This window comes from Bacillus sp. JJ675, from assembly GCF_036963165.1.
Taxonomy (GTDB): Bacteria; Bacillota; Bacilli; order Bacillales; family Bacillaceae; genus Bacillus; species Bacillus glycinifermentans.
Window position 1 is genome coordinate 17,846 of the sequence record NZ_JBALMR010000061.1, and the last position, 25,086, is coordinate 42,931.

Annotated in this window: 24 protein-coding genes, 1 pseudogene and 2 other annotated features; all 25 genes and pseudogenes read right to left on the reverse strand. The window is 45.9% G+C overall.

Annotation, left to right across the window (positions count from 1 at the left end; all coding sequences use genetic code 11):
- Positions 1–17: 17 nt before the first annotated feature.
- The 25 genes and pseudogenes from rpsJ to ispD all read right to left on the reverse strand — a co-directional run bounded on the left by rpsJ (position 18) and on the right by ispD (position 25,074).
- Positions 18–326 carry a 30S ribosomal protein S10 gene (rpsJ, locus tag V7126_RS15985; protein WP_003156464.1) on the reverse strand — a complete coding sequence of 103 codons (309 nt, stop codon included), beginning with the start codon at positions 324–326 and terminating at the stop codon, positions 18–20.
- Positions 327–670: 344 nt separating this feature from the next.
- Positions 671–1,858, reverse strand: coding sequence for an elongation factor Tu (tuf, locus tag V7126_RS15990; protein WP_046128850.1), 1,188 nt, complete (start codon positions 1,856–1,858; stop codon positions 671–673).
- Positions 1,859–1,976: 118 nt separating this feature from the next.
- Positions 1,977–4,055, reverse strand: coding sequence for an elongation factor G (gene fusA / locus V7126_RS15995; protein ID WP_006640315.1), 2,079 nt, complete (start codon positions 4,053–4,055; stop codon positions 1,977–1,979).
- A 48-nt stretch (positions 4,056–4,103) separates the two neighbouring features.
- Entirely contained in the window at positions 4,104–4,574 is a 471-nt protein-coding gene (rpsG, locus tag V7126_RS16000) for a 30S ribosomal protein S7 (RefSeq protein WP_006640314.1), read from the reverse strand.
- A 164-nt stretch (positions 4,575–4,738) separates the two neighbouring features.
- The gene (gene rpsL / locus V7126_RS16005) at positions 4,739–5,155 is read right to left on the reverse strand and encodes a 30S ribosomal protein S12 (protein ID WP_006640313.1); all 417 of its coding nucleotides are present in this window, start codon (positions 5,153–5,155) and stop codon (positions 4,739–4,741) included.
- 104 nt (positions 5,156–5,259) lie between these two features.
- On the reverse strand, positions 5,260–5,508 hold the full coding sequence (locus V7126_RS16010) for a 50S ribosomal protein L7ae-like protein (protein ID WP_046128849.1): 249 nt from the start codon (positions 5,506–5,508) through the stop codon (positions 5,260–5,262).
- A gap of 121 nt (positions 5,509–5,629) precedes the next feature.
- Positions 5,630–9,229, reverse strand: a complete 3,600-nt coding sequence (gene rpoC / locus V7126_RS16015) for a DNA-directed RNA polymerase subunit beta' (protein ID WP_046128848.1) — start codon at positions 9,227–9,229, stop codon at positions 5,630–5,632.
- 61 nt (positions 9,230–9,290) lie between these two features.
- A complete protein-coding gene (gene rpoB / locus V7126_RS16020; protein ID WP_046128847.1) occupies positions 9,291–12,872 on the reverse strand; it encodes a DNA-directed RNA polymerase subunit beta in 3,582 nt (1,193 codons plus the stop codon).
- Positions 12,873–13,122: 250 nt separating this feature from the next.
- On the reverse strand, positions 13,123–13,728 hold the full coding sequence (locus V7126_RS16025; protein WP_046128846.1) for a class I SAM-dependent methyltransferase: 606 nt from the start codon (positions 13,726–13,728) through the stop codon (positions 13,123–13,125).
- Positions 13,729–13,867: 139 nt separating this feature from the next.
- Positions 13,868–14,239, reverse strand: coding sequence for a 50S ribosomal protein L7/L12 (rplL, locus tag V7126_RS16030; protein ID WP_046128845.1), 372 nt, complete (start codon positions 14,237–14,239; stop codon positions 13,868–13,870).
- Positions 14,240–14,282: 43 nt separating this feature from the next.
- Positions 14,283–14,783 carry a 50S ribosomal protein L10 gene (rplJ, locus tag V7126_RS16035; protein WP_046128844.1) on the reverse strand — a complete coding sequence of 167 codons (501 nt, stop codon included), beginning with the start codon at positions 14,781–14,783 and terminating at the stop codon, positions 14,283–14,285.
- A 66-nt stretch (positions 14,784–14,849) separates the two neighbouring features.
- Positions 14,850–14,992, reverse strand: a sequence feature (ribosomal protein L10 leader region).
- A gap of 49 nt (positions 14,993–15,041) precedes the next feature.
- Positions 15,042–15,740 (reverse strand): 50S ribosomal protein L1, encoded by a 699-nt coding sequence (rplA, locus tag V7126_RS16040; protein WP_046128843.1) that lies wholly within the window; start codon positions 15,738–15,740, stop codon positions 15,042–15,044.
- A gap of 99 nt (positions 15,741–15,839) precedes the next feature.
- Complete coding sequence (gene rplK / locus V7126_RS16045) at positions 15,840–16,265, reverse strand: 50S ribosomal protein L11 (protein WP_003178300.1); 426 nt, start codon at positions 16,263–16,265, stop codon at positions 15,840–15,842.
- Positions 16,266–16,436: 171 nt separating this feature from the next.
- Positions 16,437–16,970: a transcription termination/antitermination protein NusG gene (gene nusG, locus V7126_RS16050; protein WP_046128842.1), complete on the reverse strand. Its 534-nt coding sequence runs from the start codon at positions 16,968–16,970 to the stop codon at positions 16,437–16,439.
- A gap of 176 nt (positions 16,971–17,146) precedes the next feature.
- The gene (gene secE, locus V7126_RS16055) at positions 17,147–17,326 is read right to left on the reverse strand and encodes a preprotein translocase subunit SecE (protein WP_046128841.1); all 180 of its coding nucleotides are present in this window, start codon (positions 17,324–17,326) and stop codon (positions 17,147–17,149) included.
- A 35-nt stretch (positions 17,327–17,361) separates the two neighbouring features.
- A complete protein-coding gene (gene rpmG / locus V7126_RS16060) occupies positions 17,362–17,511 on the reverse strand; it encodes a 50S ribosomal protein L33 (RefSeq protein ID WP_006640304.1) in 150 nt (49 codons plus the stop codon).
- Between the two features lie 81 nt (positions 17,512–17,592).
- On the reverse strand, positions 17,593–18,264 hold the full coding sequence (gene sigH, locus V7126_RS16065; RefSeq protein ID WP_046128840.1) for an RNA polymerase sporulation sigma factor SigH: 672 nt from the start codon (positions 18,262–18,264) through the stop codon (positions 17,593–17,595).
- Between the two features lie 63 nt (positions 18,265–18,327).
- The gene (rae1, locus tag V7126_RS16070) at positions 18,328–18,840 is read right to left on the reverse strand and encodes a ribosome-dependent mRNA decay endonuclease Rae1/YacP (protein WP_046128839.1); all 513 of its coding nucleotides are present in this window, start codon (positions 18,838–18,840) and stop codon (positions 18,328–18,330) included.
- 6 nt (positions 18,841–18,846) lie between these two features.
- Positions 18,847–19,596 carry a 23S rRNA (guanosine(2251)-2'-O)-methyltransferase RlmB gene (rlmB, locus tag V7126_RS16075; protein WP_046128838.1) on the reverse strand — a complete coding sequence of 250 codons (750 nt, stop codon included), beginning with the start codon at positions 19,594–19,596 and terminating at the stop codon, positions 18,847–18,849.
- Positions 19,550–20,009, reverse strand: a pseudogene (locus V7126_RS16080) (Mini-ribonuclease 3). The gene rlmB and the pseudogene V7126_RS16080 overlap by 47 nt, the downstream one beginning before the upstream one ends.
- Before the next feature lie 2 nt (positions 20,010–20,011).
- Positions 20,012–21,415: a cysteine--tRNA ligase gene (gene cysS / locus V7126_RS16085; RefSeq protein ID WP_175077144.1), complete on the reverse strand. Its 1,404-nt coding sequence runs from the start codon at positions 21,413–21,415 to the stop codon at positions 20,012–20,014.
- Between the two features lie 3 nt (positions 21,416–21,418).
- Positions 21,419–22,063 carry a serine O-acetyltransferase gene (gene cysE, locus V7126_RS16090; RefSeq protein WP_046128835.1) on the reverse strand — a complete coding sequence of 215 codons (645 nt, stop codon included), beginning with the start codon at positions 22,061–22,063 and terminating at the stop codon, positions 21,419–21,421.
- A gap of 76 nt (positions 22,064–22,139) precedes the next feature.
- Positions 22,140–22,372 (reverse strand) — a binding site (T-box leader).
- The gene (gene gltX, locus V7126_RS16095) at positions 22,369–23,829 is read right to left on the reverse strand and encodes a glutamate--tRNA ligase (protein WP_175077143.1); all 1,461 of its coding nucleotides are present in this window, start codon (positions 23,827–23,829) and stop codon (positions 22,369–22,371) included. It overlaps the preceding feature by 4 nt.
- An 80-nt stretch (positions 23,830–23,909) precedes the next feature.
- Positions 23,910–24,386 carry a 2-C-methyl-D-erythritol 2,4-cyclodiphosphate synthase gene (ispF, locus tag V7126_RS16100; protein WP_046128833.1) on the reverse strand — a complete coding sequence of 159 codons (477 nt, stop codon included), beginning with the start codon at positions 24,384–24,386 and terminating at the stop codon, positions 23,910–23,912.
- Entirely contained in the window at positions 24,379–25,074 is a 696-nt protein-coding gene (gene ispD / locus V7126_RS16105; protein WP_175077142.1) for a 2-C-methyl-D-erythritol 4-phosphate cytidylyltransferase, read from the reverse strand. Before ispD ends, ispF begins: the two co-directional genes overlap by 8 nt.
- Between the last annotated feature and the right edge of the window lie 12 nt (positions 25,075–25,086).

Here is a 25,086-nt window from a genome sequence, read left to right on the forward strand (position 1 = left end):
ATCATTCTATATTTAGATTAAAGTTTAATTTCGATATCAACACCAGATGGTAAATCCAAACGCATAAGAGCATCGACAGTTTGCGGTGTTGGGTTCACAATGTCGATTAAACGTTTATGTGTACGCATTTCAAATTGCTCACGAGAATCTTTGTATTTGTGCACCGCACGAAGGATTGTGTATACTGATTTCTCAGTTGGCAACGGGATCGGACCAGATACGCTGGCACCGGAGCGTTTAGCCGTTTCAACAATCTTTTCAGCGGATTGATCAAGGATTCTATGATCATACGCTTTTAAACGAATACGAATTTTTTGTTTTGCCATTATTTTCCCTCCTTTTCGCCTACTTACATTAGACAATTCTCCGTGAGAAAAACCTGAATCACCTTGCCATGGCAAAGCGGCCGGGTGTGTCAGCAACCTCTCACTTCATCGCAGTCAAAGACCAACATGCACTATTATACAAAATTTATAGGCATGTTGCAAGGCAATATTCAATATTACCGGCATTTGCACACTTTTTTAATTATACAGATCAAACCTCAGGTTATCAAGGACTTATCAGCGGAAAAATTCTCCCATTATATCTAGTATAATCACACATGAACTAAGGACGCCCAAATAAAAAAACGAGACCCTAGCGGATCTCGTTTTTCATTTTATTAGTATTATTCAACGATTGAAGTAACAACGCCTGAACCAACAGTGCGTCCGCCTTCACGGATAGAGAAGCGAGTACCGTCTTCGATCGCGATGTTTGAGATCAGTTCAACGTTCATTTCAATGTTGTCTCCAGGCATAACCATTTCTACGCCTTCTGGAAGCTGAATGATACCAGTTACGTCAGTTGTACGGAAGTAGAACTGAGGACGGTAGTTAGAGAAGAATGGAGTGTGACGTCCGCCTTCTTCTTTAGAAAGAACGTAAACTTCAGCTTTGAATTTTTTGTGTGGAGTGATTGTACCTGGTTGAGCAAGTACTTGGCCACGTTGGATTTCTTCACGAGCTACACCGCGAAGAAGCGCACCGATGTTGTCTCCAGCTTCAGCATAGTCAAGAAGCTTACGGAACATTTCAACACCTGTAACAGTTGTTTTCTTGTTTTCTTCTTGAAGACCGATGATTTCAACTTCGTCACCGACTTTAACTTGACCGCGTTCTACACGACCAGTAGCAACAGTACCACGACCAGTGATTGAGAATACGTCCTCAACAGGCATCATGAACGGTTTGTCAGTTTCACGTTCTGGAGTTGGGATGTACTCGTCAACAGCAGCCATAAGCTCAAGAATTTTTTCTTCGTATTGAGCGTCGCCTTCAAGAGCTTTAAGAGCAGAACCTTTGATAACTGGTACATCGTCACCAGGGAATTCGTACTCAGAAAGAAGATCGCGAACCTCCATTTCAACTAGTTCAAGAAGCTCTTCGTCGTCTACCATGTCGCATTTGTTCAAGAATACAACGATGTAAGGCACGCCTACGTTACGAGAAAGAAGGATGTGCTCACGAGTTTGTGGCATTGGACCGTCAGCTGCAGAAACAACTAGGATCGCTCCGTCCATTTGCGCAGCACCAGTGATCATGTTTTTAACATAGTCAGCGTGTCCTGGGCAGTCAACGTGTGCATAGTGACGAGTGTCAGTTTCGTACTCAACGTGTGCAGTAGAGATTGTGATTCCGCGCTCACGCTCTTCTGGAGCACCGTCGATTTGATCGTATGCACGAGCTTCTGCTTTACCTGATTTAGATAGAACAGTTGTGATAGCTGCAGTTAATGTAGTTTTACCATGGTCAACGTGTCCAATTGTACCGATGTTGGCATGTGATTTGGAACGGTCGAATTTTTCTTTAGCCATTCTGAAAATCCTCCTTAAAAGGGTTTATTTTAATATATAGAGTGATAGAAAGTGAAAGCTGTGTTTCACTTTCTCATCTTACAATAGTAGTTATACTTTAATGAAGCGGCAAAATCAATTATTCGCCTTTATTTTTTTTGATGATCTCATCAGCGATGCTCTTAGGCACTTCTTCGTAGTGATCGAAGACCATTGTGAACGTACCGCGTCCTTGTGTGTTTGAACGGAGCGCCGTAGCGTAACCGAACATTTCAGAAAGTGGAACCATCGCGCGAACGACTTGAGCGTTTCCGCGTCCTTCCATACCTTCTACGCGACCGCGGCGTGATGTGATGTCACCCATGATGTCTCCCATGTATTCTTCTGGGATAACGACTTCAACTTTGGAGATCGGCTCAAGAATAACCGGGTTACACTTGCTTGCCGCGTTTTTAAGCGCCATGGAAGCAGCGATTTTAAACGCCATTTCGTTAGAGTCGACATCGTGGTAAGAACCATCAAACAGTTTTGCTTTGATATCGATGACAGGGTAGCCTGCGATAACACCGTTTTGCAGTGCATCTTCAAGCCCTGCTTGAACAGCCGGAATGTATTCACGAGGAACGACACCGCCGACGATTGCATTTTCGAATTCAAAGCCTTTTCCTTCTTCGTTTGGAGAGAATTCAATCCAAACGTGACCGAATTGTCCGCGTCCACCGGATTGACGTACGAATTTACCTTCAACTTGCGCGCTCGCACGGAATGTTTCGCGATACGCAACTTGAGGAGCACCGACGTTGGCTTCCACTTTAAATTCGCGTTTCATACGGTCAACGATGATATCAAGGTGAAGCTCACCCATACCGCCGATGATCGTTTGGCCTGTTTCAGCGTCAGTATGCGCACGGAACGTTGGATCCTCTTCAGCCAGTTTAGCCAGTGCAGTAGACATTTTGTCTTGGTCTGCCTTAGATTTAGGCTCGATCGCAACGTGGATAACAGGCTCAGGGAATTCCATTGATTCCAGGATAACAAGGTTTTTCTCGTCGCATAGCGTGTCACCAGTTGTCGTATCCTTTAGACCTACAGCTGCTGCGATATCCCCTGCGTATACAGTTGAGATTTCTTCACGGCTGTTGGCGTGCATTTGCAGGATACGTCCGACGCGCTCACGTTTGCCTTTTGTTGAGTTTCTTACGTATGAACCGGAATCAAGCGTTCCTGAGTACACACGGAAGAACGTCAGCTTACCAACGTAAGGGTCAGTCATAACTTTGAACGCCAATGCTGAGAAAGGAGCATCGTCAGAAGACTCACGAGTAACCTCTTCATCAGAATCAGGCAGAATACCTTTGATTGCCGGTACGTCAGTCGGAGCTGGCAGGTAGTCAAGAACTGCGTCAAGCACTAATTGAACACCTTTGTTTTTGAAAGCTGAACCACATAGAACCGGGTAGAATTCTACGTTACAAGTTCCTTTGCGGATTGCCGCTTTCAGCTCGTCAACTGTGATTTCTTCGCCTTCCAAGTACTTCATCATAAGCTCTTCGTCAAGCTCAGCAACAGCTTCAATCAAGCTTGCGCGAAGCTCTTCGGCTTTGTCTTTGTACTCAGCAGGGATTTCACGCGCATCAGAGCGTGTTCCAAGATCATCTTCGTAGTAGTACGCAACGTTTTCTACAAGGTCAATGATCCCTTCGAAGTTGTCTTCAGCGCCAATCGGTAATTGGATCGCGTGAGCGTTCGCCTCAAGACGGTCTCTAAGAGTTCCTACAGAGTAAAGGAAATCCGCACCGGTTTTGTCCATTTTGTTGACAAATACGATACGAGGTACTCCGTAAGTTGTCGCCTGACGCCAAACTGTTTCAGTTTGCGGCTCAACGCCTGATTGCGCGTCAAGAACGGCAACGGCACCATCAAGTACGCGCAGGGAACGTTCAACTTCAACCGTGAAGTCTACGTGTCCTGGTGTATCGATGATGTTAACGCGGTGTCCTTTCCATTGTGCTGTCGTCGCAGCAGATGTAATCGTGATACCGCGTTCTTGTTCCTGCTCCATCCAGTCCATTTGGGAAGCCCCTTCATGAGTTTCACCAATTTTGTGGATACGGCCTGTATAGAACAAGATACGTTCTGTTGTAGTCGTCTTACCGGCATCGATGTGAGCCATGATTCCGATATTACGAGTTTTTTCTAAGGAGAACTCTCTTGCCATTGGGTCTTTTCTCCTTCCTTCTAGGAAATAATATTTTGTCGCGTAAGATTACCAGCGATAGTGAGCAAACGCTTTGTTCGCTTCAGCCATCTTATGTGTATCTTCACGTTTCTTAACAGCAGCGCCAGTATTGTTGGCTGCATCTAAAATTTCGTTAGCCAAACGCTCTTCCATCGTTTTTTCTCCGCGGAGACGAGCGTAGTTTACTAACCAGCGAAGTCCAAGAGTCGTACGACGTTCAGGACGAACCTCTACAGGCACTTGGTAGTTCGCACCACCTACACGGCGTGCTTTAACTTCAAGTACAGGCATGATGTTTTTCAATGCTTGTTCGAAAACCTCCATTGCATCGTTGCCGGTACGTTCTTTAATGATATCGAATGACTTGTATAGGATTGTTTGAGCTTTGCCTTTTTTACCGTCGATCATCATTTTGTTGATCAAACGAGTAACCAGCTTAGAGTTGTAAATTGGATCAGGCAAAACGTCTCTTTTTGCTACAGGACCTTTACGTGGCATCTGATTAGCCTCCCTTCTCTTGTTACGGGTTTCAAGCAGAGGGGGGTTTTTCACGGCATCTGATACAGCACGGAAACATCCGCTTCCCGCGGAAGTCCGATACCCTAACAGCTTTGCCAGATTTCCCCGCTTTTAAAAACCCTTTTCTTTGTATTTAAACTGAATTATTTTTTCTTAGGACGTTTTGTACCGTATTTAGAACGGCCTTGTGCACGGTTTTCAACTCCGGCAGTATCAAGCGCGCCACGCACGATGTGGTAGCGTACCCCCGGTAAGTCTTTAACACGTCCGCCGCGGATCAATACGACACTGTGCTCTTGCAGGTTGTGTCCGATACCAGGAATGTAGGCAGTAACCTCGATTCCGTTTGTTAAGCGAACACGGGCATATTTACGAAGCGCTGAGTTCGGCTTCTTCGGTGTCATTGTACCAACACGAGTACATACCCCGCGTTTTTGTGGTGAAGATACGTTAGTGTGCTCTTTCTTAAAGCTGTTGTATCCTTTGTTAAGTGCAGGAGACTTTGAAGTTTCTACTTTGTTCACGCGTCCCTTGCGTACTAACTGATTAATTGTAGGCATGTTGTATTTCCTCCCTTCATCATGTTTTATAACCCACATACCCAGGTGGTTCATTTAAAACCAAAAAACAATGTCTTTGCATGCAAGCAAAAACAACGAGTACGTTATTGAATAATGGCAACAGCTGCCGCTCCGACTTCAATTCCGCAGGCTTTGCCGAGCTTCTTCATGGAATCTGCCATGGAGACGGGAATGCCTTGTTCGTTTGCCAGATTGATAACACCTGTCGTCAGACAAGGATCTGCGTCTTTCGCTACGACAACTTCTTTGACAGAATTGCGTTTGAGAGCTTTAACTGTCTGCTTCGTACCGATAATAATAGATTGAGCCTGTGATACTTTATCATAAGACATTATACATCCTCCAAAGTAACAGGTTTAAATTGAGCACCTTGGTTATATTATCATCCTGAAAGAAGGATGTCAACACAGTATGACAATTTTTAGTGACATCCTTCTTTAGGATATTTTAAATCTATTCTGCCGGAACCATTTCTTCTGAAGATTCAACTTGTAAAACCGGCTTTACTTTGCGGTAGTTCAGCATACCCGTTCCAGCCGGAACAAGTTTACCGATGATAACATTCTCTTTCAGGCCGAGAAGTTCATCGCGTTTTCCTTTGATCGCTGCATCTGTCAGGACGCGTGTTGTTTCCTGGAATGATGCGGCGGACAGGAAGGAATCCGTTTCAAGCGATGCTTTGGTGATACCGAGCAGTACAGGACGTCCTGTCGCAGGTCGTTTTCCTTCAAGCAACACTTTTTTGTTCGCTTGGGTAAACTGGTGAATATCGAGCAATGTACCAGGCAGCACTTCTGTGTCGCCGGCATCGATGACACGAACTTTGCGAAGCATTTGGCGAACCATAACTTCGACGTGTTTATCCCCGATTTCAACCCCCTGCATACGGTAAACCTTTTGCACCTCGTGCAGAAGATATTCCTGAACCGTCGTGATATCCGTTACTTTCAGAAGCTCTTTCGGGTCAACCGAACCTTCTGTCAGGACTTGGCCGCGGGAAATCTTCTCGCCTTCGGTTACTTTCAGGCGTGCATTGTAAGGCGCCGTGTATGAACGGGTTTCAACTTCGCCCTGCACCACAATTTCCTGCTGCTTGTCACGGACTTCATTAATTTCGGCTACGACACCGTCAATTTCGGAGATCGTCGCCTGACCTTTAGGGTTACGCGCTTCAAACAATTCCTGAATACGCGGCAAACCTTGTGTAATATCGTCTCCGGCAACACCGCCCGTATGGAAGGTACGCATTGTAAGCTGTGTACCCGGCTCACCGATGGATTGGGCAGCGATGATTCCGACTGCTTCACCGACTTCAACATCGGTTCCTGTCGCAAGGTTGCGGCCGTAGCATCGTTTACATACCCCGTGTGACGTATTACATGTAAATGCGGAACGGATCCACACTTCTTCAATGCCTGCTTCAACGATTTCCATTGCTTTGTCTTCGTCGATCAGCTCGTTTTCCTTCACAAGGATTTCCCCTGTTTCAGGATGTTTGACAGGCTTTCTCGCAAAGCGGCCGATGAGGCGCTCTTCAAGACGCTCGATTACTTCTGTACCTTCCGTGATGGCTTTCGCAAGGATACCGCGGTCAGTACCGCAATCCGTCTCACGGATGATGACGTCTTGGGCAACGTCTACGAGACGTCGCGTTAAGTAACCTGAGTCAGCTGTCTTAAGGGCTGTATCAGCAAGACCTTTACGCGCACCGTGAGTGGAGATAAAGTACTCCAATACTGTTAAGCCTTCGCGGAAGCTTGATTTGATCGGGAGCTCGATAATCCGTCCGGCCGGGTTGGCCATCAGTCCGCGCATTCCCGCAAGCTGCGTAAAGTTCGAGGCGTTACCCCGGGCTCCAGAGTCACTCATCATGTAGATCGGGTTGATTTCATCCAAGGACTTCATCAGCTTGCCTTGGATCGTATCCTTAGCCGCGCTCCAGATGGAGATGACGCGTTCATAACGCTCTTCTTCCGTAATCAGACCGCGTCTGAACTGCTTCATGACGTTGTCGACTTTTCCTTGGGCTTCTTCAAGGATTTCCTGTTTGTCATCCAAAACGACGATATCGGAAACACCGACCGTAATTCCGGCTTTTGTTGAATATTTAAAGCCGAGGTTTTTCATGCGGTCAAGCATTTTGGACGTTTCGGTAATGTGGAATCTTTTGAAGATCTCCGCAATGATTTTACCCAATATGCCTTTTTTGAACGGCGCGTTGATTTCCTGATTGCGGATTGCCTCTTTTACATCGGCGCCGTAATCAAGGAAGAAGCGCTCAGGCGTTTTTTCCTCAATGTTGCTCTTCGTCGGTTCATTAATGTATGGGAACGACGGCGGAAGAATCTCGTTGAAGATCAGCTTTCCGACTGTCGTGATCAAAAGTTTTGAACGCTGTTCTTCAGTGAATGTTTCATTTTTCAGCGAGTTGACCGCAACGGCCACTCTCGTATGCAAATGAACATATCCGTTTTGGTAAGCAAGCAGCGCTTCATCCGTATCTTTGAAAATCATGCCTTCGCCGACAGCGCCAGGGCGTTCAAGCGTGAGGTAGTAGTTTCCAAGCACCATATCCTGAGACGGCGTAACAACCGGTTTTCCGTCTTTCGGGTTCAGGATGTTTTGCGCAGCAAGCATAAGGATGCGGGCTTCAGCTTGCGCCTCTGCTGATAAAGGAACGTGGACCGCCATTTGGTCACCGTCAAAGTCAGCGTTGTACGCTGTACATACAAGAGGGTGAAGACGGATGGCACGGCCTTCAACAAGCGTTGGTTCAAACGCCTGAATCCCAAGTCTGTGAAGCGTAGGTGCACGGTTGAGAAGAACCGGGTGCTCCTTGATGACTGACTCAAGAACATCCCAGACTTCAGGCTGAACGCGCTCGATTTTGCGCTTCGCACTCTTAATGTTATGGGCAAGGCCCTTTTCAACAAGCTCTTTCATTACGAAAGGCTTGAACAGTTCCAAAGCCATTTCTTTCGGCAGTCCGCATTGATACATTTTCAGGTTCGGACCTACGACGATAACCGAACGGCCTGAGTAGTCAACACGTTTACCGAGAAGGTTTTGACGGAAACGGCCTTGTTTACCTTTCAGCATGTGAGAAAGGGATTTTAACGGTCTGTTCCCCGGACCGGTAACAGGACGGCCTCTGCGTCCGTTATCGATTAATGCGTCAACGGCTTCCTGAAGCATGCGCTTCTCGTTTTGAACGATGATGCTAGGCGCTCCAAGATCCAGAAGACGTTTTAAACGATTGTTGCGGTTGATAACACGGCGGTACAAATCGTTCAGATCGGAAGTCGCAAAACGTCCGCCGTCAAGCTGCACCATTGGTCTCAGCTCAGGAGGAATAACCGGAAGAACATCAAGGATCATCCAAGATGGTTTGTTTCCGGAATTACGGAAAGCCTCCAACACTTCAAGGCGCTTGATCGCACGGGTGCGGCGCTGTCCTTGAGACGTTTTCAGCTCTTCTTTAAGCATATCGACTTCTTTTTCGAGGTCGATATCCTGAAGGAGCTTGTGAATTGCTTCAGCTCCCATTGAAGCTTGAAACTTATTGCCGTATTTATCGAGGTATGCACGATATTCTTTTTCAGAAAGAAGCTGTTTTTTCTCAAGCGGCGTGTTTGCCGGGTCTGTTACGACATAAGAAGCAAAGTAGATGACTTCTTCCAATGCGCGCGGAGACATATCCAGCACAAGACCCATGCGGCTTGGGATTCCTTTAAAATACCAGATGTGAGAAACCGGGGCAGCCAGTTCGATATGCCCCATTCTCTCACGACGGACTTTAGCCCGGGTTACTTCAACTCCACAACGGTCACAAACAACGCCTTTATAACGAACCCGCTTGTACTTTCCGCAATGGCATTCCCAGTCCTTTTGGGGACCGAAAATGCGCTCGCAGAACAGACCATCTTTTTCAGGTTTCAAAGTACGATAGTTGATTGTTTCAGGCTTTTTCACTTCTCCGTAAGACCATGAACGGATTTTGTCAGGTGAAGCGAGACCGATGTTCATATACTCAAAATTGTTCACATCCAGCAAGGGGCCTACCTCCCTTTCAATCTTCGGGTTATACCCATGTCACTTGCGTAAATAATTTCGTTTATTCTTTCGTGACGACATCACGTTCTATGTCAGCAGAAACAAACTCTTCGGTTTCTTCATCATTTGTTAATGAAAGGCCTTCGTTTTGTTTTGCATCTTCATCGTCTTCCAAGTCTCTCATTTCGATTTCTTCTTCATCGCTTGACAGGATTTTGACGTCCATACCCAAGCTTTGAAGTTCTTTAATCAATACTTTGAACGATTCCGGAACACCCGGTTCTGGAACATTGTCGCCTTTAACGATCGCTTCGTATGTTTTCACACGGCCCACGACATCATCGGATTTAACGGTAAGGATCTCTTGAAGCGTGTATGCTGCACCGTAAGCTTCAAGCGCCCATACTTCCATCTCACCGAAACGCTGTCCGCCGAACTGCGCTTTACCTCCGAGAGGCTGTTGGGTAACGAGTGAATAAGGACCGGTTGAACGGGCATGGAGTTTGTCATCAACCATGTGGGCAAGCTTGATCATGTACATGATACCCACGGAAACCCTGTTATCAAATGGTTCTCCGGTACGGCCGTCGTAAAGGACGGTTTTCGCGTCTCTTGACATGCCGGCTTCTTCAAGCGTTTCCCACACGTCTTCTTCGCGGGCTCCGTCAAATACCGGTGATGCGACATGCAGGCCAAGGCGGCGTGCAGCCATACCAAGGTGAAGCTCCAATACCTGACCGATGTTCATCCGCGATGGAACGCCCAGCGGGTTCAACATGATGTCGATCGGTGTTCCGTCAGGAAGATACGGCATATCTTCTTCAGGAAGAATCTTCGAAATAACACCTTTGTTACCGTGACGTCCGGCCATTTTGTCCCCTTCAGAGATTTTACGCTTCTGAACAATGTATACGCGGACAAGCTGGTTGACGCCAGGAGGCAGTTCGTCTCCGTCTTCGCGGTTGAAGACTTTTACGTCAAGAATGATACCGCCGCCTCCGTGCGGAACGCGGAGTGACGTATCGCGGACTTCGCGCGCTTTTTCTCCGAAGATGGCGTGAAGCAGGCGTTCTTCTGCCGTAAGCTCTGTAACCCCTTTTGGCGTTACTTTTCCTACGAGCAGGTCTCCGTCTTTTACTTCGGCACCGACGCGGATAATTCCGCGCTCATCCAGGTTGCGGAGAGCATCCTCACCGACGTTTGGAATATCACGGGTGATTTCTTCAGGTCCGAGCTTTGTATCCCGGGCTTCTGATTCGTATTCTTCAATATGGATAGACGTATAAACATCGTCTTTTACAAGGCGTTCGCTCATGATGATGGCATCCTCATAGTTGTAGCCATCCCATGTCATGAAGCCGACCATGACGTTGCGTCCGAGGGCAAGTTCCCCTTTTTCCATAGATGGACCGTCAGCCAAAATTTCACCTTTTTCAACTTCATCTCCGACGCTTACGATCGGACGCTGGTTGTAGCACGTTCCCTGGTTGGAACGGACGAACTTCAGCAAGCTGTATTTATCAAGGTTTCCTTTTACTTTTTGTCCGTCTACTTCTTCATAGCGGCGCACCCAGATGTTTTTCGCTTCAACACGTTCGACGATTCCCGGGTGGCGGCAAATAACAGCGGCGCCGGAATCTTTCGCAGATACATATTCCATTCCGGTTCCGACGATCGGCGATTCAGGCTGCATAAGCGGAACAGCCTGACGCTGCATGTTCGCTCCCATCAAGGCGCGGTTTGAGTCATCGTTTTCCAAGAAAGGAATACATGCAGTCGCGGCAGAAACAACCTGTTTAGGCGAAACGTCCATGTAGTCAACGCGGTCTTTCGAAACGACGGTGTTCTCCCCTCTGAAGCGGGCAACGATGCTGTCGTCAACAAATGATCCGTCTTCATTCAGGCGGGCGTTCGCCTGTGCCACAACATAGTTGTCTTCTTCATCAGCCGTTAAATAGTCGATTCTCGGCGTTACTTTTCCAGTCTCAGGATCAACGCGGCGGTAAGGCGTTTCAATAAAGCCGAACCGGTTCACTTTCGCAAATGTAGAAAGCGAGTTGATCAATCCGATGTTCGGGCCCTCAGGCGTTTCAATCGGACACATCCGGCCATAGTGGGAGTAGTGAACGTCACGCACTTCCATTCCGGCGCGTTCACGCGTCAAACCACCAGGTCCGAGCGCTGATAAACGGCGTTTATGCGTCAGCTCAGCGAGCGGATTCGTCTGATCCATGAATTGAGAAAGCTGTGAGCTTCCGAAAAACTCTTTGATTGAAGCGATGACAGGGCGAATATTAATCAGCTGCTGAGGCGTGATCGTATTTGTATCCTGAATGGACATTCTTTCACGAACAACGCGCTCCATTCTGCTTAAACCGATTCTGAATTGGTTTTGCAGAAGCTCGCCTACTGAACGAAGGCGGCGGTTTCCCAGATGGTCGATATCATCTGTATCGCCTACTCCGTGAAGCAGGTTAAAGAAATAGCTGATGGATGCGATAATGTCAGAAGGTGTAATGTTTTTAACGCCTTCCTCGATATAAGCGTTTCCGAGAACATTGATCGTCTGCTCCCCTTCAGGGTCATTCGGAGCGAAGATTTTAATGGATTGAAGCGTCACTTCATCTTCGACTACTCCGCCGTTCGGGTACAGCTTTTTAAAGCCGATTCCGTTTTCCAGGTACGGCAGCACTTTGTCGAGTGTTCTTCTGTCCAAAATCGTTCCTTTTTCAGCAAGGATTTCACCCGTTTCAGGATCTACGAGCGTTTCAGCAAGCCGCTGATTGAAAAGACGGTTTTTGATGTGAAGCTTTTTATTAATTTTGTAGCGTCCTACACTTGCAAGGTCATATCTTTTCGGATCAAAGAATCTTGAATCAAGTAAGCTTTTCGCATTTTCAACCGTCGGCGGCTCTCCAGGGCGAAGGCGCTCGTAGATTTCAAGAAGCGCTTTGTCGGTGTTTTCTGTATTATCTTTATCAAGCGTGTTGCGCAAGTACTCGTTTTCACCGATCAGATCGATGATTTCCTGATCAGATCCGAAGCCAAGAGCACGCAAAAGAACCGTAACCGGCAACTTACGTGTGCGATCAATGCGGACATACACAACATCTTTCGCATCAGTCTCGTATTCTAACCATGCGCCACGGTTTGGAATGACAGTCGCGGTAAAACCTTTTTTACCGTTTTTGTCTACTTTACCACTGTAATATACACTTGGAGAACGAACGAGCTGAGATACGATGACGCGCTCCGCACCGTTGATAATAAAGGTTCCGGTGTCAGTCATGATAGGGAAATCGCCCATAAAGACTTCCTGGTCCTTAACCTCGCCGGTCTCTTTGTTGATCAAGCGGACTTTGACTCGCAGCGGCGCTGAGTAAGTCACATCGCGCTCTTTTGATTCTTCTACCGGATACTTAGGCTCACCCAAGCTGTAATCAATAAATTCCAGAGAGAGGTTACCAGTGAAATCCTCAATTGGCGATATGTCTTGAAACATCTCTCTAAGACCCTCATCAAGAAACCACTGATAAGAAGAGGTTTGAATTTCAATGAGATTTGGTAATTCTAACACTTCGCTAATGCGTGCATAGCTTCTGCGCTGGCGGTGTCGTCCATACTGAACTAGTTGACCTGTCAACTGATTCACCCCTCAAATCATGCGTAATATATGTGTAACAAGCATTTCTTCCCCATATATGTAAGAAATACTTTTACAAGACAAAAGAAAAAAGGGTTTCTAATTAGAAAACCACATCCAAAAACAAAATACCGATTTTATTAGCGTTCCCAAAAATGTATATTTTATACAGGTCTAGGCGTTTCTTAAAAGCGGCAAGCAAAATATATACATTGGCATTTTATAATGTTAACATAGCTGAAAATCCGAGTCAAACTTTTTTTGCTTTTATGATATAATACCCTTTCTTTTTTTGGACGACTTCAACGTCCGCAAAAAGCTGTTTTAATTTTTCAATAGCGGAAGGACCGCCCTGCTTTTTCTGAATGACGACCCACAAATCACCTGAAGGCCTTAAATGTTCAGCGCTTTTTTCAAAAATGGCGTGTACCGTTTTTTTCCCGGCTCGTATGGGGGGATTGGTGATAATGGAAGCGAATTGTTTTGCAGGTTCGACGTTGGAAAACAGATCACTTTGATATACCGTAACATTTTCAATCTGATTATTTAACGCATTTTCCTTTGAAAGTTCTACAGCCCTTTCATTAACATCGATCATATGAACCATTCGATCTTTGAAATCAGCAGCAAGCGAAATGCCGATCGGACCGTAGCCGCAGCCCACATCCAAAAAATCACCGTCTTGATCAGGTTCACGGAAAGCTTCGATCAGCAGTCTGGAACCGAAGTCCACTTCATTTTTTGAAAAGACTCCGCTGTCGCTGATAAATGTAAACGTCCGGTTTCTTAATTGGAATGCCCACGTTTTTCTGCTGCTTTTTGCTGAAGGTTTCTCCGAATAATAATGGTCAGTCATCCCAGAACCTCCTCAGTTGGTGAACTCTCCAGATATCTTGAGACAAGATGGGTTATCTTATGCGGAAAGAACTCATTTATTTAGCAAAGAAAAAGCCCGCTTTTAACAGCGAGCTTTCTCCTAAAAGATTAGGCGAAGATTACTTAACTTCTACAGAAGCGCCAACTTCTTCAAGTTTAGCTTTAAGCTCTTCAGCTTCTTCTTTCGCAATACCTTCTTTAAGAGGTTTTGGAGTGTTGTCAACAAGTTCTTTAGCTTCTTTCAAGCCAAGACCAGTGATTTCACGAACAACTTTGATAACTTTGATCTTTTGGTCTCCTGCACCAGCAAGGATAAGATCAAATTCAGTTTTCTCTTCAGCAGCTCCGCCGGCAGCAGCTCCGCCAGCTACAGCTACAGGAGCAGCAGCAGTTACGCCAAATTCTTCTTCGATTGCTTTTACTAATTCGTTCAACTCAAGAACAGTTGCTTCTTTAACGGAAGCAATGATTTCTTCGATATTTAAAGCCATTTGTAATTCCTCCATTTGTTTTAATTTTTAAAGACTGGTAAGATTAAGCGCCTTGTTCTTCCTTCTGATCTGCCACAGCTTTTGCAGCAAGAGCAAGGTTGCGAACTGGAGCTTGAAGTACGCTAAGCAACATAGAAAGCAAGCCTTCGCGTGATGGAAGTTCAGCAAGAGCTTTCACTTCTTCAACAGTAGAAACTTTGCCTTCGATAACGCCGGCTTTGATTTCAAGAGCTTCGTTCTTTTTGGCAAACTCGTTAAGAACTTTTGCCGGAGCGACAACATCTTCTGTGCTGAATGCGATCGCATTCGGTCCAGTTAAGAACTCGTTTAAACCATCAAGCTCAGCTTGTTCTACCGCACGGCGAGTCATCGTGTTTTTGTAAACTTTGAACTCAACGCCAGCTTCGCGAAGCTGTTTGCGAAGTTCTGTTACTTCAGCTACGTTAAGACCGCGATAGTCAACGATGATCGTTGATTTACTTTCTTTCAGTTTAGAAGTAATTTCTTCAACAACAACTTTTTTTGTTTCGATTGCGCTGCTCATGGTTACACCTCCTGTAGATTCTTGTGTAACACTTATACCGTTCGGTGATCACGTTCTTTAACGACAGATTCCATATAAAAAGCCTCCATTCGACATGGAGGCTGTATATACAAGCATACGTAGCGTAAAAGCTGTGATATATATACACCTCGGTAGGAAATTAAGCCTCTGAAGGCACCTACTGTCTACGGTATAAATGGACATATTTTATTTTACAACGCTTTGAATTATATCAGAACGTATCAAGCTAAGTCAATATTATTTTACGTTGAAAGTTGAAGGGTCCACTTTGATTCCAGGTCCCATTGTAGATGTAACGGAAACGTTCTTCACGTATACACCTTTAGCAGCAGCAGGTTTTGCTTTTAAGATTGTGTCATACATTGTCGCGAAGTTTTCAACAAGTTTCTCGTCTTCGAATGACACTTTACCGATCGGAACATGAATGTTTCCGGCTTTATCAACGCGGTATTCAACTTTACCCGCTTTGATTTCGTTTACTGCTTTTTCAACTTCAAATGTAACCGTTCCTGTTTTAGGGTTTGGCATAAGACCTTTTGGTCCGAGCACGCGGCCGATTTTACCGACTTCACCCATCATGTCAGGTGTTGCAACGATTACATCGAAATCGAACCAGCCTTGCTGGATTTTGTTGATGTAATCAACATCACCTACATAATCTGCACCAGCAGCTTCTGCTTCTTTCGCTTTTTCTCCTTTAGCGAAAACAAGGACGCGCTGAGTTTTACCCGTTCCGTTCGGAAGAACAACTGCACCGCGGATTTGCTGGTCGTTTTTACGAGGGTCAACACCTAAACGGAATGCCGCTTCAACTGTGGCATCGAATTTAGCTGTGTTTGTTTTTTTTACGAGCTCGATCGCTTCGTTTACATCGTAAGCTTTTGTACGCTCTACAAGCTTGGCAGCTTCAACGTACTTTTTACCTTTTTTAGCCATTTCAAAATTTCCTCCTTAGTGGTTTTAGCGGAAATAACCTCCCACGAATAAGGGTTGCGAACTTGTCTGATCCAAACTCGCAACCCACAAAGAAACAAATTAGTCTTCGATCACAATACCCATACTGCGGGCAGTTCCTTCAACCATACGCATAGCCGCTTCAACATCTGCCGCATTCAAGTCAGGCATTTTTGTTTCGGCGATTTCACGTACTTTATCGCGTTTAACGGTTGCGACTTTATTACGGTTAGGCTCACCAGAACCTGACTCAATTCCAGCCGCTTTTTTAAGCAATACAGCAGCAGGCGGAGTTTTTGTAATAAATGTAAATGAACGGTCTTCGTAAACCGAAATTTCTACAGGAATGATAAGACCAGCCTGGTCAGATGTACGAGCGTTAAACTCCTTACAGAATCCCATGATGTTAACACCGGCTTGACCTAATGCAGGACCAACTGGCGGAGCTGGATTTGCTTTCCCAGCAGGAATTTGCAATTTTACAACTTTAACTACTTTTTTAGCCACGAGACACACCTCCTTAAGTCCGTGATGTGGTAATAGGGTGAACCCTCCCACTCAAGGTCTCATTCTTTATATGAATGATGAAAAAATATCAAGCTAGCCGACTTGGCCTTTTTGCCAAGACGCACCTTTGTATATTACCACTTTTATATAGTGATTTCAAGCGCTTTTCCATTACAATTTGTCAACTTGAGTAAATTCAAGTTCAACAGGGGTCTCTCTCCCGAACATGTTAACGAATACCTTGACTTTGTTTTTATCATGGTCGATTTCCTCGATCGTGCCCGTGAAATCGGCAAACGGTCCGTCGATCACCTTCACGGTTTCCTTCAGTTCAAAGTCGATTTCCGTTTTGCGTTCTTCAAGACCCATCCGCTTCAGAATTTTTTCGACTTCGCCCGGAAGCAGAGCCGTCGGCTTTGAGCCTGATCCGGCAGAACCGACAAATCCCGTCACGCCCGGCGTATTTCGCACGACATACCAGGAGTCGTCCGTCATGACAAGCTCGACAAGAACATAGCCAGGGAAGACCTTCTTTTTAACAACTTTCTTCTTGCCGTTTTTAATATCTGTTTCTTCTTCTTCAGGCACGACGACGCGGAAGATTTTATCCTGCATCCCCATCGACTCGACCCGTTTTTCCAAATTCGCTTTCACCTTGTTTTCGTAGCCGGAGTACGTATGCACAACATACCATTTCTTTTCCATTCTCATTCAGGACCCTTTTAAGTCCTTCCCTCCCCACACCTTAATGTTTATTGGCCGTACCGGGAAACTGACACTTCTTTTATACGAGCCTCATATTTTGAAACAATGAAAAAACCCGTCGAACGGGTTTTTTGGCAAGTCATATTAAGATCTATTATAACACGTTATGCTGATCATTATTCAACTATTAAACGAATTAATTGAGTAATTCCTGAATCGATCAGTGCAAAAAAGATGACGAAAAAGATAACGGTGGTAATAACGGTGACCGTATAGCTCGTTAATTCTTTTCCTTTTGGCCACGTGACCTTCTTCATTTCTTTTCCGACGTTCTTAAAGAATTTCATAATACCCATGGTAAGAAACCTCCACAACCTAAAAACAAAAAACCCTATTTTGTTTCCAGATGTACTGTATGAGAATTGCAGTTATTGCAGTATTTCTTTACTTCGAGCCGTTCAGCCAAAGCTGCGGAGCTTTTCATTGTCGTATAATTACGGTTCCCGCAATTTTTACAGGCCAGCGTGATTTTTTTCTTCATGTTTACACCTTTTTCTGGACAATCATTTCTTTAGTAAGATATCACAGTCCCAAAATCACTGTCAATATGCCGCAGGTTTCCCTACAAGCTGATTTCGCGGAGCTCCAGGTATTTCTCGAGCTTCCTTTTGACGCGCTGGAGCGCATTATCAATTGATTTTACATGGCGGTTTAATTCTTCGGATATTTCCTGATAGGATCTTCCGTCGAGATAGAGTGCAAGAACTTTTCTTTCCAAATCGCTGAGCAATTCACCCATTTTCAGCTCGATGTCATCAAATTCTTCCTGGTTGATAATCAGTTCCTCAGGATTCATTACTTTAGCTCCCGAAATAACGTCGAGGAGCGTCCTGTCCGATTCTTCGTCATAAATAGGCTTGTCCAGCGACACATAAGAATTTAGCGGAATGTGTTTCTGGCGAGTAGCTGTTTTGATAGCGGTAATAATCTGGCGGGTAATGCACAATTCGGCAAAAGCTTTAAACGAAGTCAGCTTGTCCTCTCTAAAATCACGGATAGATTTGTAGAGCCCGATCAATCCTTCCTGAACGATGTCCTCCCGATCGGCCCCTATTAAAAAGTAGGATCTCGCTTTTGCCCTTACAAAGTTCCGGTACTTTGTAATCAAGTAATCTAACGCATCACTGTCTCCGACATGAACCATTTCAATGACCTGCTCGTCTTCCAACTGGCAAAACCGTTCTTTGCTGAACTGTTCTTTGCTGAATTTTCCCTGGTTGTTTCCTAAGTTCACTCCGATCCCCCCGACCGCACGTAGATAGAAATATTATACAGTAATGGGCAAAAAAGCGTCAACCTACTCCAAATCACCGCGCCGCCATTTTTCAAATATTTTCAAAACATCTTCAGATAAAGGGATTTTTCCGACGGGACGCTCCGTGGTAATTTTTTTAACGCGTTTTTCGATTTTTCTTTCGATCGCTTCAACTTCCCTCAGCAGCTCCCTCGCAGATTTGCGCAGCGCTCCCTGTCCAAAGATCGCCCACTGCTCGGTATAATCGGATGTGGCAACATGGATTTGCGTCTGAATGTTGTTCAAGTCTGACGCCAGTTTTTCAATCCGCTCGTCAGCCGTCTCATTCTCCCTCGTAAAAATCACCTCTACACGGTGATTGATCCTTTTCTTCTCGATTCCTTTCACGAGATGCGCATCGAATACGACAATCACCCGAAAACCGGTGTAAGCTTGATATTCCGCCATTTTTTGAATCAAAAGGTCCCTTGCTTCTTCGAAGCTGTTCGCTTTCAGATCCTTCAGCTGAGGCCACGCCCCAATCATGTTATAACCGTCGACTAAAAGGATATCCATCCTTTTCTATTCTCCCAAGGGGCTTCGTTTCCGGTACACTTCGTACATCAACAGTCCCGCTGCAACCGAAGCGTTCAGGGACGTGACTTTTCCCGCCATCGGAAGGCGAATGAGGAAATCGCATGTTTCCTTGACAAGCCTTCCCATACCTTTGCCTTCGCTTCCGATCACAAGCGCGAGCGGCATGTTTCCGTCAAGCGACCTGTAATCCTGCTTTCCCGACGCATCGGTGCCGACGATCCAAATGCCCCGTTCTTTCAATTCTTCCAATGTCCGCGAAAGGTTCGTCACCTTCACGACCGGTATATGTTCGATCGCTCCTGTCGAGGCTTTGGCGACGGTTGTCGTAAGGCCGACGGCACGCCTTTTTGGAATGATGATCCCGTGCGCGCCGACCGCGTCAGCCGTACGCATGATCGATCCGAGATTATGCGGGTCTTCGATTTCATCTAAAACGATGAAAAACGGCTGCTCATTTCTGTCCTCGGCCTTTTGAAAAAGATCATCCAGCTCGGCGTATTCATAAGCCGCGACTTGAGCGACGACGCCTTGATGCTGGCCGGAAACCATTTGATCGAGCTTTTTGCGGGGGACATAATGAATCGTGATTCCTTTTTTCGCGGCGAGCTCAACGACCTGCTGTGCCTGTCCCTTCACCGTGTTTTCCGCCATCCATAACTTGTACAGTTCACGGCCGGATTTTAACGTTTCAATTACCGCGTTTTTCCCTATGACGTAATCGTGCTGCTGGCTCATTTGACTTCCTCCCTGCCGTCCCGTTTTTCCAACGCTTTTTTTATGAGCTCTTCAAGTCTCGCTTCTTTTTTCTCAAGAAAAAGATATCCAATAACGGCTTCGAAAGCAGTGCTGTAACGGTATGTTTGGACATCCGTGTTTTTAGGCACTGTTCCGGATTTTGCATTTCTCCCTCTTCTGAGCACGGCCTTTTCTTCTTCTGTGAAAAAATCCTGCTCTTCAAGGGCAAACAGCATGCTCGCCTGCGCTTTTGCCGAAACATAGCGGCTCGAGTGCTTGTGGAGATCATTGGGCTTTGTCATACCTTGCTTTAACAGGTGATGCCTGACGTAGATTTCCAAAACGGCATCACCCATGTAAGCAAGCGCCAAACCGTTTAATTGTTTGGCGTCTTTAACGGCTTCCAAATTCATGTTTACGATTCTCCTCTTTTCCAGCGGGTTCCTTGAGGAGTATCCTCCAAAATGATGTTCATGCTTTTGAGCTGATCGCGTATTTGATCAGACGTAGCGAAGTCTCTGTTTCTGCGGGCTTTGTTTCTCTTTTCAATAAGCTCTTCGATATCCTTGTCAAGCAATTCCTGCTCCTGAAGAGAGAATCCGAGAACGGAGCAGATCTCGTCAAACATTTGAATGAACGCTTGAATCACATGTTCAGCGGTGTTCTTTTCCTGCAAATAATAATTGGCGTGCTTAGCAAGATCAAACAGGACAGAAATCGCATTCGCGGTGTTGAAGTCATCGTCCATTGCCGCAACGAAAGCTTCCCTCTGCTCCTCGATTTTCTTAAGCCATTCGGAATCGCCCTCTGTTAAATTTGTACTGCTTTTCAGGCGATGCTGCAAATTGCTATAAGCCGTTTTTAATCGGCCAAAAGCATTTTTTGTATTTTCGAGAAGTTCGGCTGAATAGTTGATCGGATGCCTGTAGTGAACGGAGAGCATGAAAAACCGCAGCACTTGCGGATCGTGCTCTTTAATGATGTCATGCACAAGCACAAAATTCCCGAGCGATTTTGACATTTTCTCATTGTCAATATTGATGTAGCCGTTATGAAGCCAATATTTCGCAAACAGTTTGCCGGTTAAAGCTTCAGACTGGGCAATTTCGTTTTCGTGGTGCGGGAAGGTCAAATCCTGGCCGCCTGCATGGATATCGATCGAATCCCCCAAATATTTTTTCGCCATGGCGGAGCATTCGATGTGCCAGCCCGGACGGCCTTTGCCCCAAGGGCTATCCCAGAAGATTTCGTTCTCTTTCGCCGCTTTCCATAAAGCGAAATCGAGGGCATCTTCTTTTTTCTCGCCCACCTGAATCCGCGCGCCGGATCTCAATTCGTCGATCGACTGATGCGATAGTTTGCCGTAGTCTTTGAACGACCTTGTTTTATAGTAAACATCACCGTCCGCTTCATAGGCATAGCCTTTATCAATGAGCGTCTGGATAAACTCGATGATGTCGTCCATGTTTTCGGTTACCCGCGGATGGCAGTCGGCTTTTGAGCAGCCGAGCGCACCGACATCCTCAAAATAAGCCTTGATAAACCGTTCAGCGATGACCGGCACTTCTTCTCCGAGCTCATTTGCCGATTTGATCAGTTTGTCATCCACGTCGGTAAAGTTTGAAACGTAGTGAACATCGTAGCCTTTGTACTCCAAATATTTTCTGACCGTATCATATACGATGGCCGGCCTTGCGTTTCCAATGTGAATGTAATTATATACGGTCGGGCCGCACACATACATTTTGACCTTGCCTTCTTCAAGAGGCACAAACGGCTCTTTTTTTCTTGTCAGCGTATTATAAAGTGTAATGGTCACAACTCATCTTCCCTTTCTTTTCTCTAAAAGCTCCTGTTTCAGCTGCCTGATTTCGTTCTCTAATTCTTTGAAGCGGTCGGCAACCGGATCCGGCAAATCCTGATGGTTCAGGTCGCGTCTAATTTTCTTTCCGTTTTGCACTACGACGCGTCCGGGAATGCCGACAACGGTGGAGCATTCAGGCACATCGTGCAGGACGACCGAACCGGCGCCGATCTTTGAGCCTCTTCCGATCGTAATCGAACCAAGCACCTTAGCTCCCGTTGAAATCATGGCATCATCCTCTATTGTCGGATGCCGTTTCCCTTTTTCTTTCCCTGTTCCTCCGAGCGTAACGCCCTGAAAGACCGTCACATTATTTCCGATCTCACACGTTTCGCCGATCACGACCCCCATCCCGTGATCGATAAAAAAGCGCCTGCCGATCTTGGCTCCCGGATGAATTTCAATCCCGGTGAAGAAGCGGGCAATTTGAGAGATCGCTCTGGCAATGAAAAACCTTTTTCTCTTATATAAAGCATGTGCAATTCGATGCGCCCATATAGCATGTAACCCCGAATATGTTAATATGACTTCGATGTAGCTTCTCGCAGCCGGATCTTGTTCAAATACGACATCTACATCTTCTTTCAGCATTTTAAAGAACACACGATTTCCCCCCGTTCCCCGCTTCCTGCTTTCTGCTGTTATCTGTTTTGCGTATAAAAAAACGCCTCTGTCTGATGACAGAGACGCTTTTTACACGCGGTTCCACTCTGTTTAGAAAACAGCGGATCTGTTTTCTCAAACTCGAATCCATAACGGCGGATACCGCCTTTGAATACTTGTTTCGCGAACGTTCTTCAAAGGTCTCAAGAGGTGCATTTCTAAAGCCCGGCGCTTAAGTCTTTTCCAGCCGATGAAGACTCTCTCTTTAAAGGCCGCTGGCTTTATACTTCTCCCTGTCAACGATTTTACTTATTGATCAATGTACTGAGACGTTTTAATACGGTATCTTTTCCTAATAATTCAATGGATTGCGGCAGCTCCGGACCGTGTGTCTGTCCGGTTGTCGCAACGCGGATCGGCATAAACAGTTTTTTCCCCTTATGCCCCGTTTCTTTTTGAACTGCTTTGATCGATGCTTTAATCTGATCTGCGGTGAATTCCTCGAGCTGTTCGAGCTTTTCGGCGAATGCACTCAGCACTTCAGGCACCTGCTCTTCATCTAAAACAGTCCTTGCTTCACGATTATACTCGATTTCTTCTTTAAAGAACAACTCTGTTAACTCGACGATTTCAGCACCGTAGCTTAATTGATCCTGGTAAAGGGAAATCAGCTTGGAGACCCATTCGCGTTCGCTCTCGGAAAGCTCTTCAGATACTTTGCCGGCTTTTTGCAAATGAGGTACCGCGAGATCGATGACCTGATCAAGGTCAAGCTTTTTCACATACTGGTTGTTGACCCATTTCAGTTTATGCGCGTCAAACACAGCAGGTGATTTTGACAAACGGTTCACATCAAATATCTCGATAAACTGCTCTTTTGTAAACAGCTCTTCTTCTCCAACCGGAGACCATCCGAGCAGCGCGATAAAGTTGAACAGCGCTTCCGGCAAATAGCCGAGCTCTTCATATTGCTCGATAAACTGAATAATCGATTCATCCCGTTTGCTGAGCTTTTTGCGATTTTCGTTGACGATCAGCGTCATATGTCCAAAAACCGGGATATCCCAGCCAAACGCATTGTAGATCATAATCTGCTTCGGCGTATTTGAGATGTGGTCTTCCCCGCGAAGCACATGCGTCATTTTCATTAAATAGTCATCGACTGCTACAGCAAAATTGTAGGTTGGCGTTCCGTCTTTTTTAACGATAACGAAATCGCCGATTCCGTCCGATTCGAATGAAATCTCATCTTTGACGATATCCTTGAAGGTGATGACTTCCCCTTGAGGGACTTTAAAGCGGATGCTCGGCTTCCTTCCTTCAGCCTCAAGCTTTTCCTGTTCTTCTTTTGTCAGGTTGCGGCATTTACCGGAGTAGCGAGGCATTTCTCCGCGGGCTGCCTGTTCCTCGCGCTCTTTTTCAAGCTCTTCCTCTGTACAATAGCACTTATAGGCGAGGCCTTTCTCAAGAAGCTCGTCATAATATGTTTTATAAATGTCATTTCTTTCAGATTGACGGTACGGTCCATATTCTCCGCCGACATCGATGCTTTCATCCCAATCGATGCCGAGCCACTTCAAGTAGTTGAGCTGGCTCTGCTCCCCGCCTTCGATATTCCGCTTTTTATCCGTGTCTTCAATCCGGATAATGAATTTTCCGCCTTGGCTGCGGGCAAATAAATAATTGAAGAGAGCGGTTCTTGCATTTCCGATATGTAAATGGCCTGTAGGGCTCGGCGCATAACGGACCCGAACTTCGTTTCCCATCTGTCAAACTTCCTTTCGTCTCAATCAGAGTTCAAATTTATATTTATTCTATCATCAAATGAAACGGTCTTCAAAATGAATTATGCCTTTTGGAGCAGAACGGAAGCCTGAGCAGCGATTCCTTCAGCTCTTCCCGTAAATCCGAGCTTTTCCGTCGTTGTCGCTTTTACATTAATTTGCGATACATCCGCTTCCAAGCCTTCAGCGATTCTGGCTCTCATGTCATCGATATAAGGAGCCATTTTTGGTTTTTGGGCGATGATTGTACAATCAAGGTTCACAAGCGTGTAGCCTTTTTCTTTCACAAGCGCCCATACATGCTGAAGCAGTTTGAATGAATCAGCATCTTTGAATTCCGGATCCGTATCGGGAAAATGCTTTCCGATATCTCCTTCGCCAATGGCGCCGAGGCAGGCATCCGCAATCGTATGCAAAAGCACATCAGCGTCGGAGTGCCCCAGAAGCCCTTTTTCATAAGGAATCGTGACGCCCCCTATAATGAGCGGTCTGCCTTCTGTGAGCTGATGGACGTCAAAACCTTGACCAATTCTAAACATGTTCATTCCTTCTTTCCGCTTCTAATATCGCTTCGGCAACGAGCAAGTCATCAGGGGTCGTCAGCTTAATGTTTTGATAATCCCCATGGATAATGGCGACCTTGCCTCCGGCTTCCTCGACTAGACTCGCGTCATCCGTCCCGAGAAAGCCTTTTGCTTCAGCTTCGGTATGGGCGTTCATTAAAATAGAAAGACGAAAAGCTTGTGGGGTTTGAGCGGCCCACAAGCTTGAACGTTCAATCGTTCCGGCTACCTCTTCGTCTTGAACGCGTTTTATCGTGTCTTTTACGGGTACGGCAACGATCGCTGCCCCCGTTTGTTTCGCTTTCATGACAAGCTGTTCGATATGCTCCCGTTTAATAAAGGGTCTGGCTCCGTCATGAACCAAAACGATCTCTTCATTTCCGGCAACTTTAACGCCTTGAAAAACGCTTTGCTGGCGTTCTTTGCCGCCCGGAACGATCTCGATCGGTGTCTTGAAATGATGCTTTTTCAAAAGGTTGTCAAATTCGCCGAATTCGCGCTCATTGATGACAAGAATAATCCTTTTGCAGGCGTCATGGTCTTCAAACACCTTTAATGTATGAATAATGACTGGCAGTCCTTTTGCCTCGATAAACAGTTTGTTTTTTCCGGCATTCATTCGTTTGCCTTGTCCGGCGGCAGGAATGACGACTTCGTAATTCATCTTCTGTCTCCC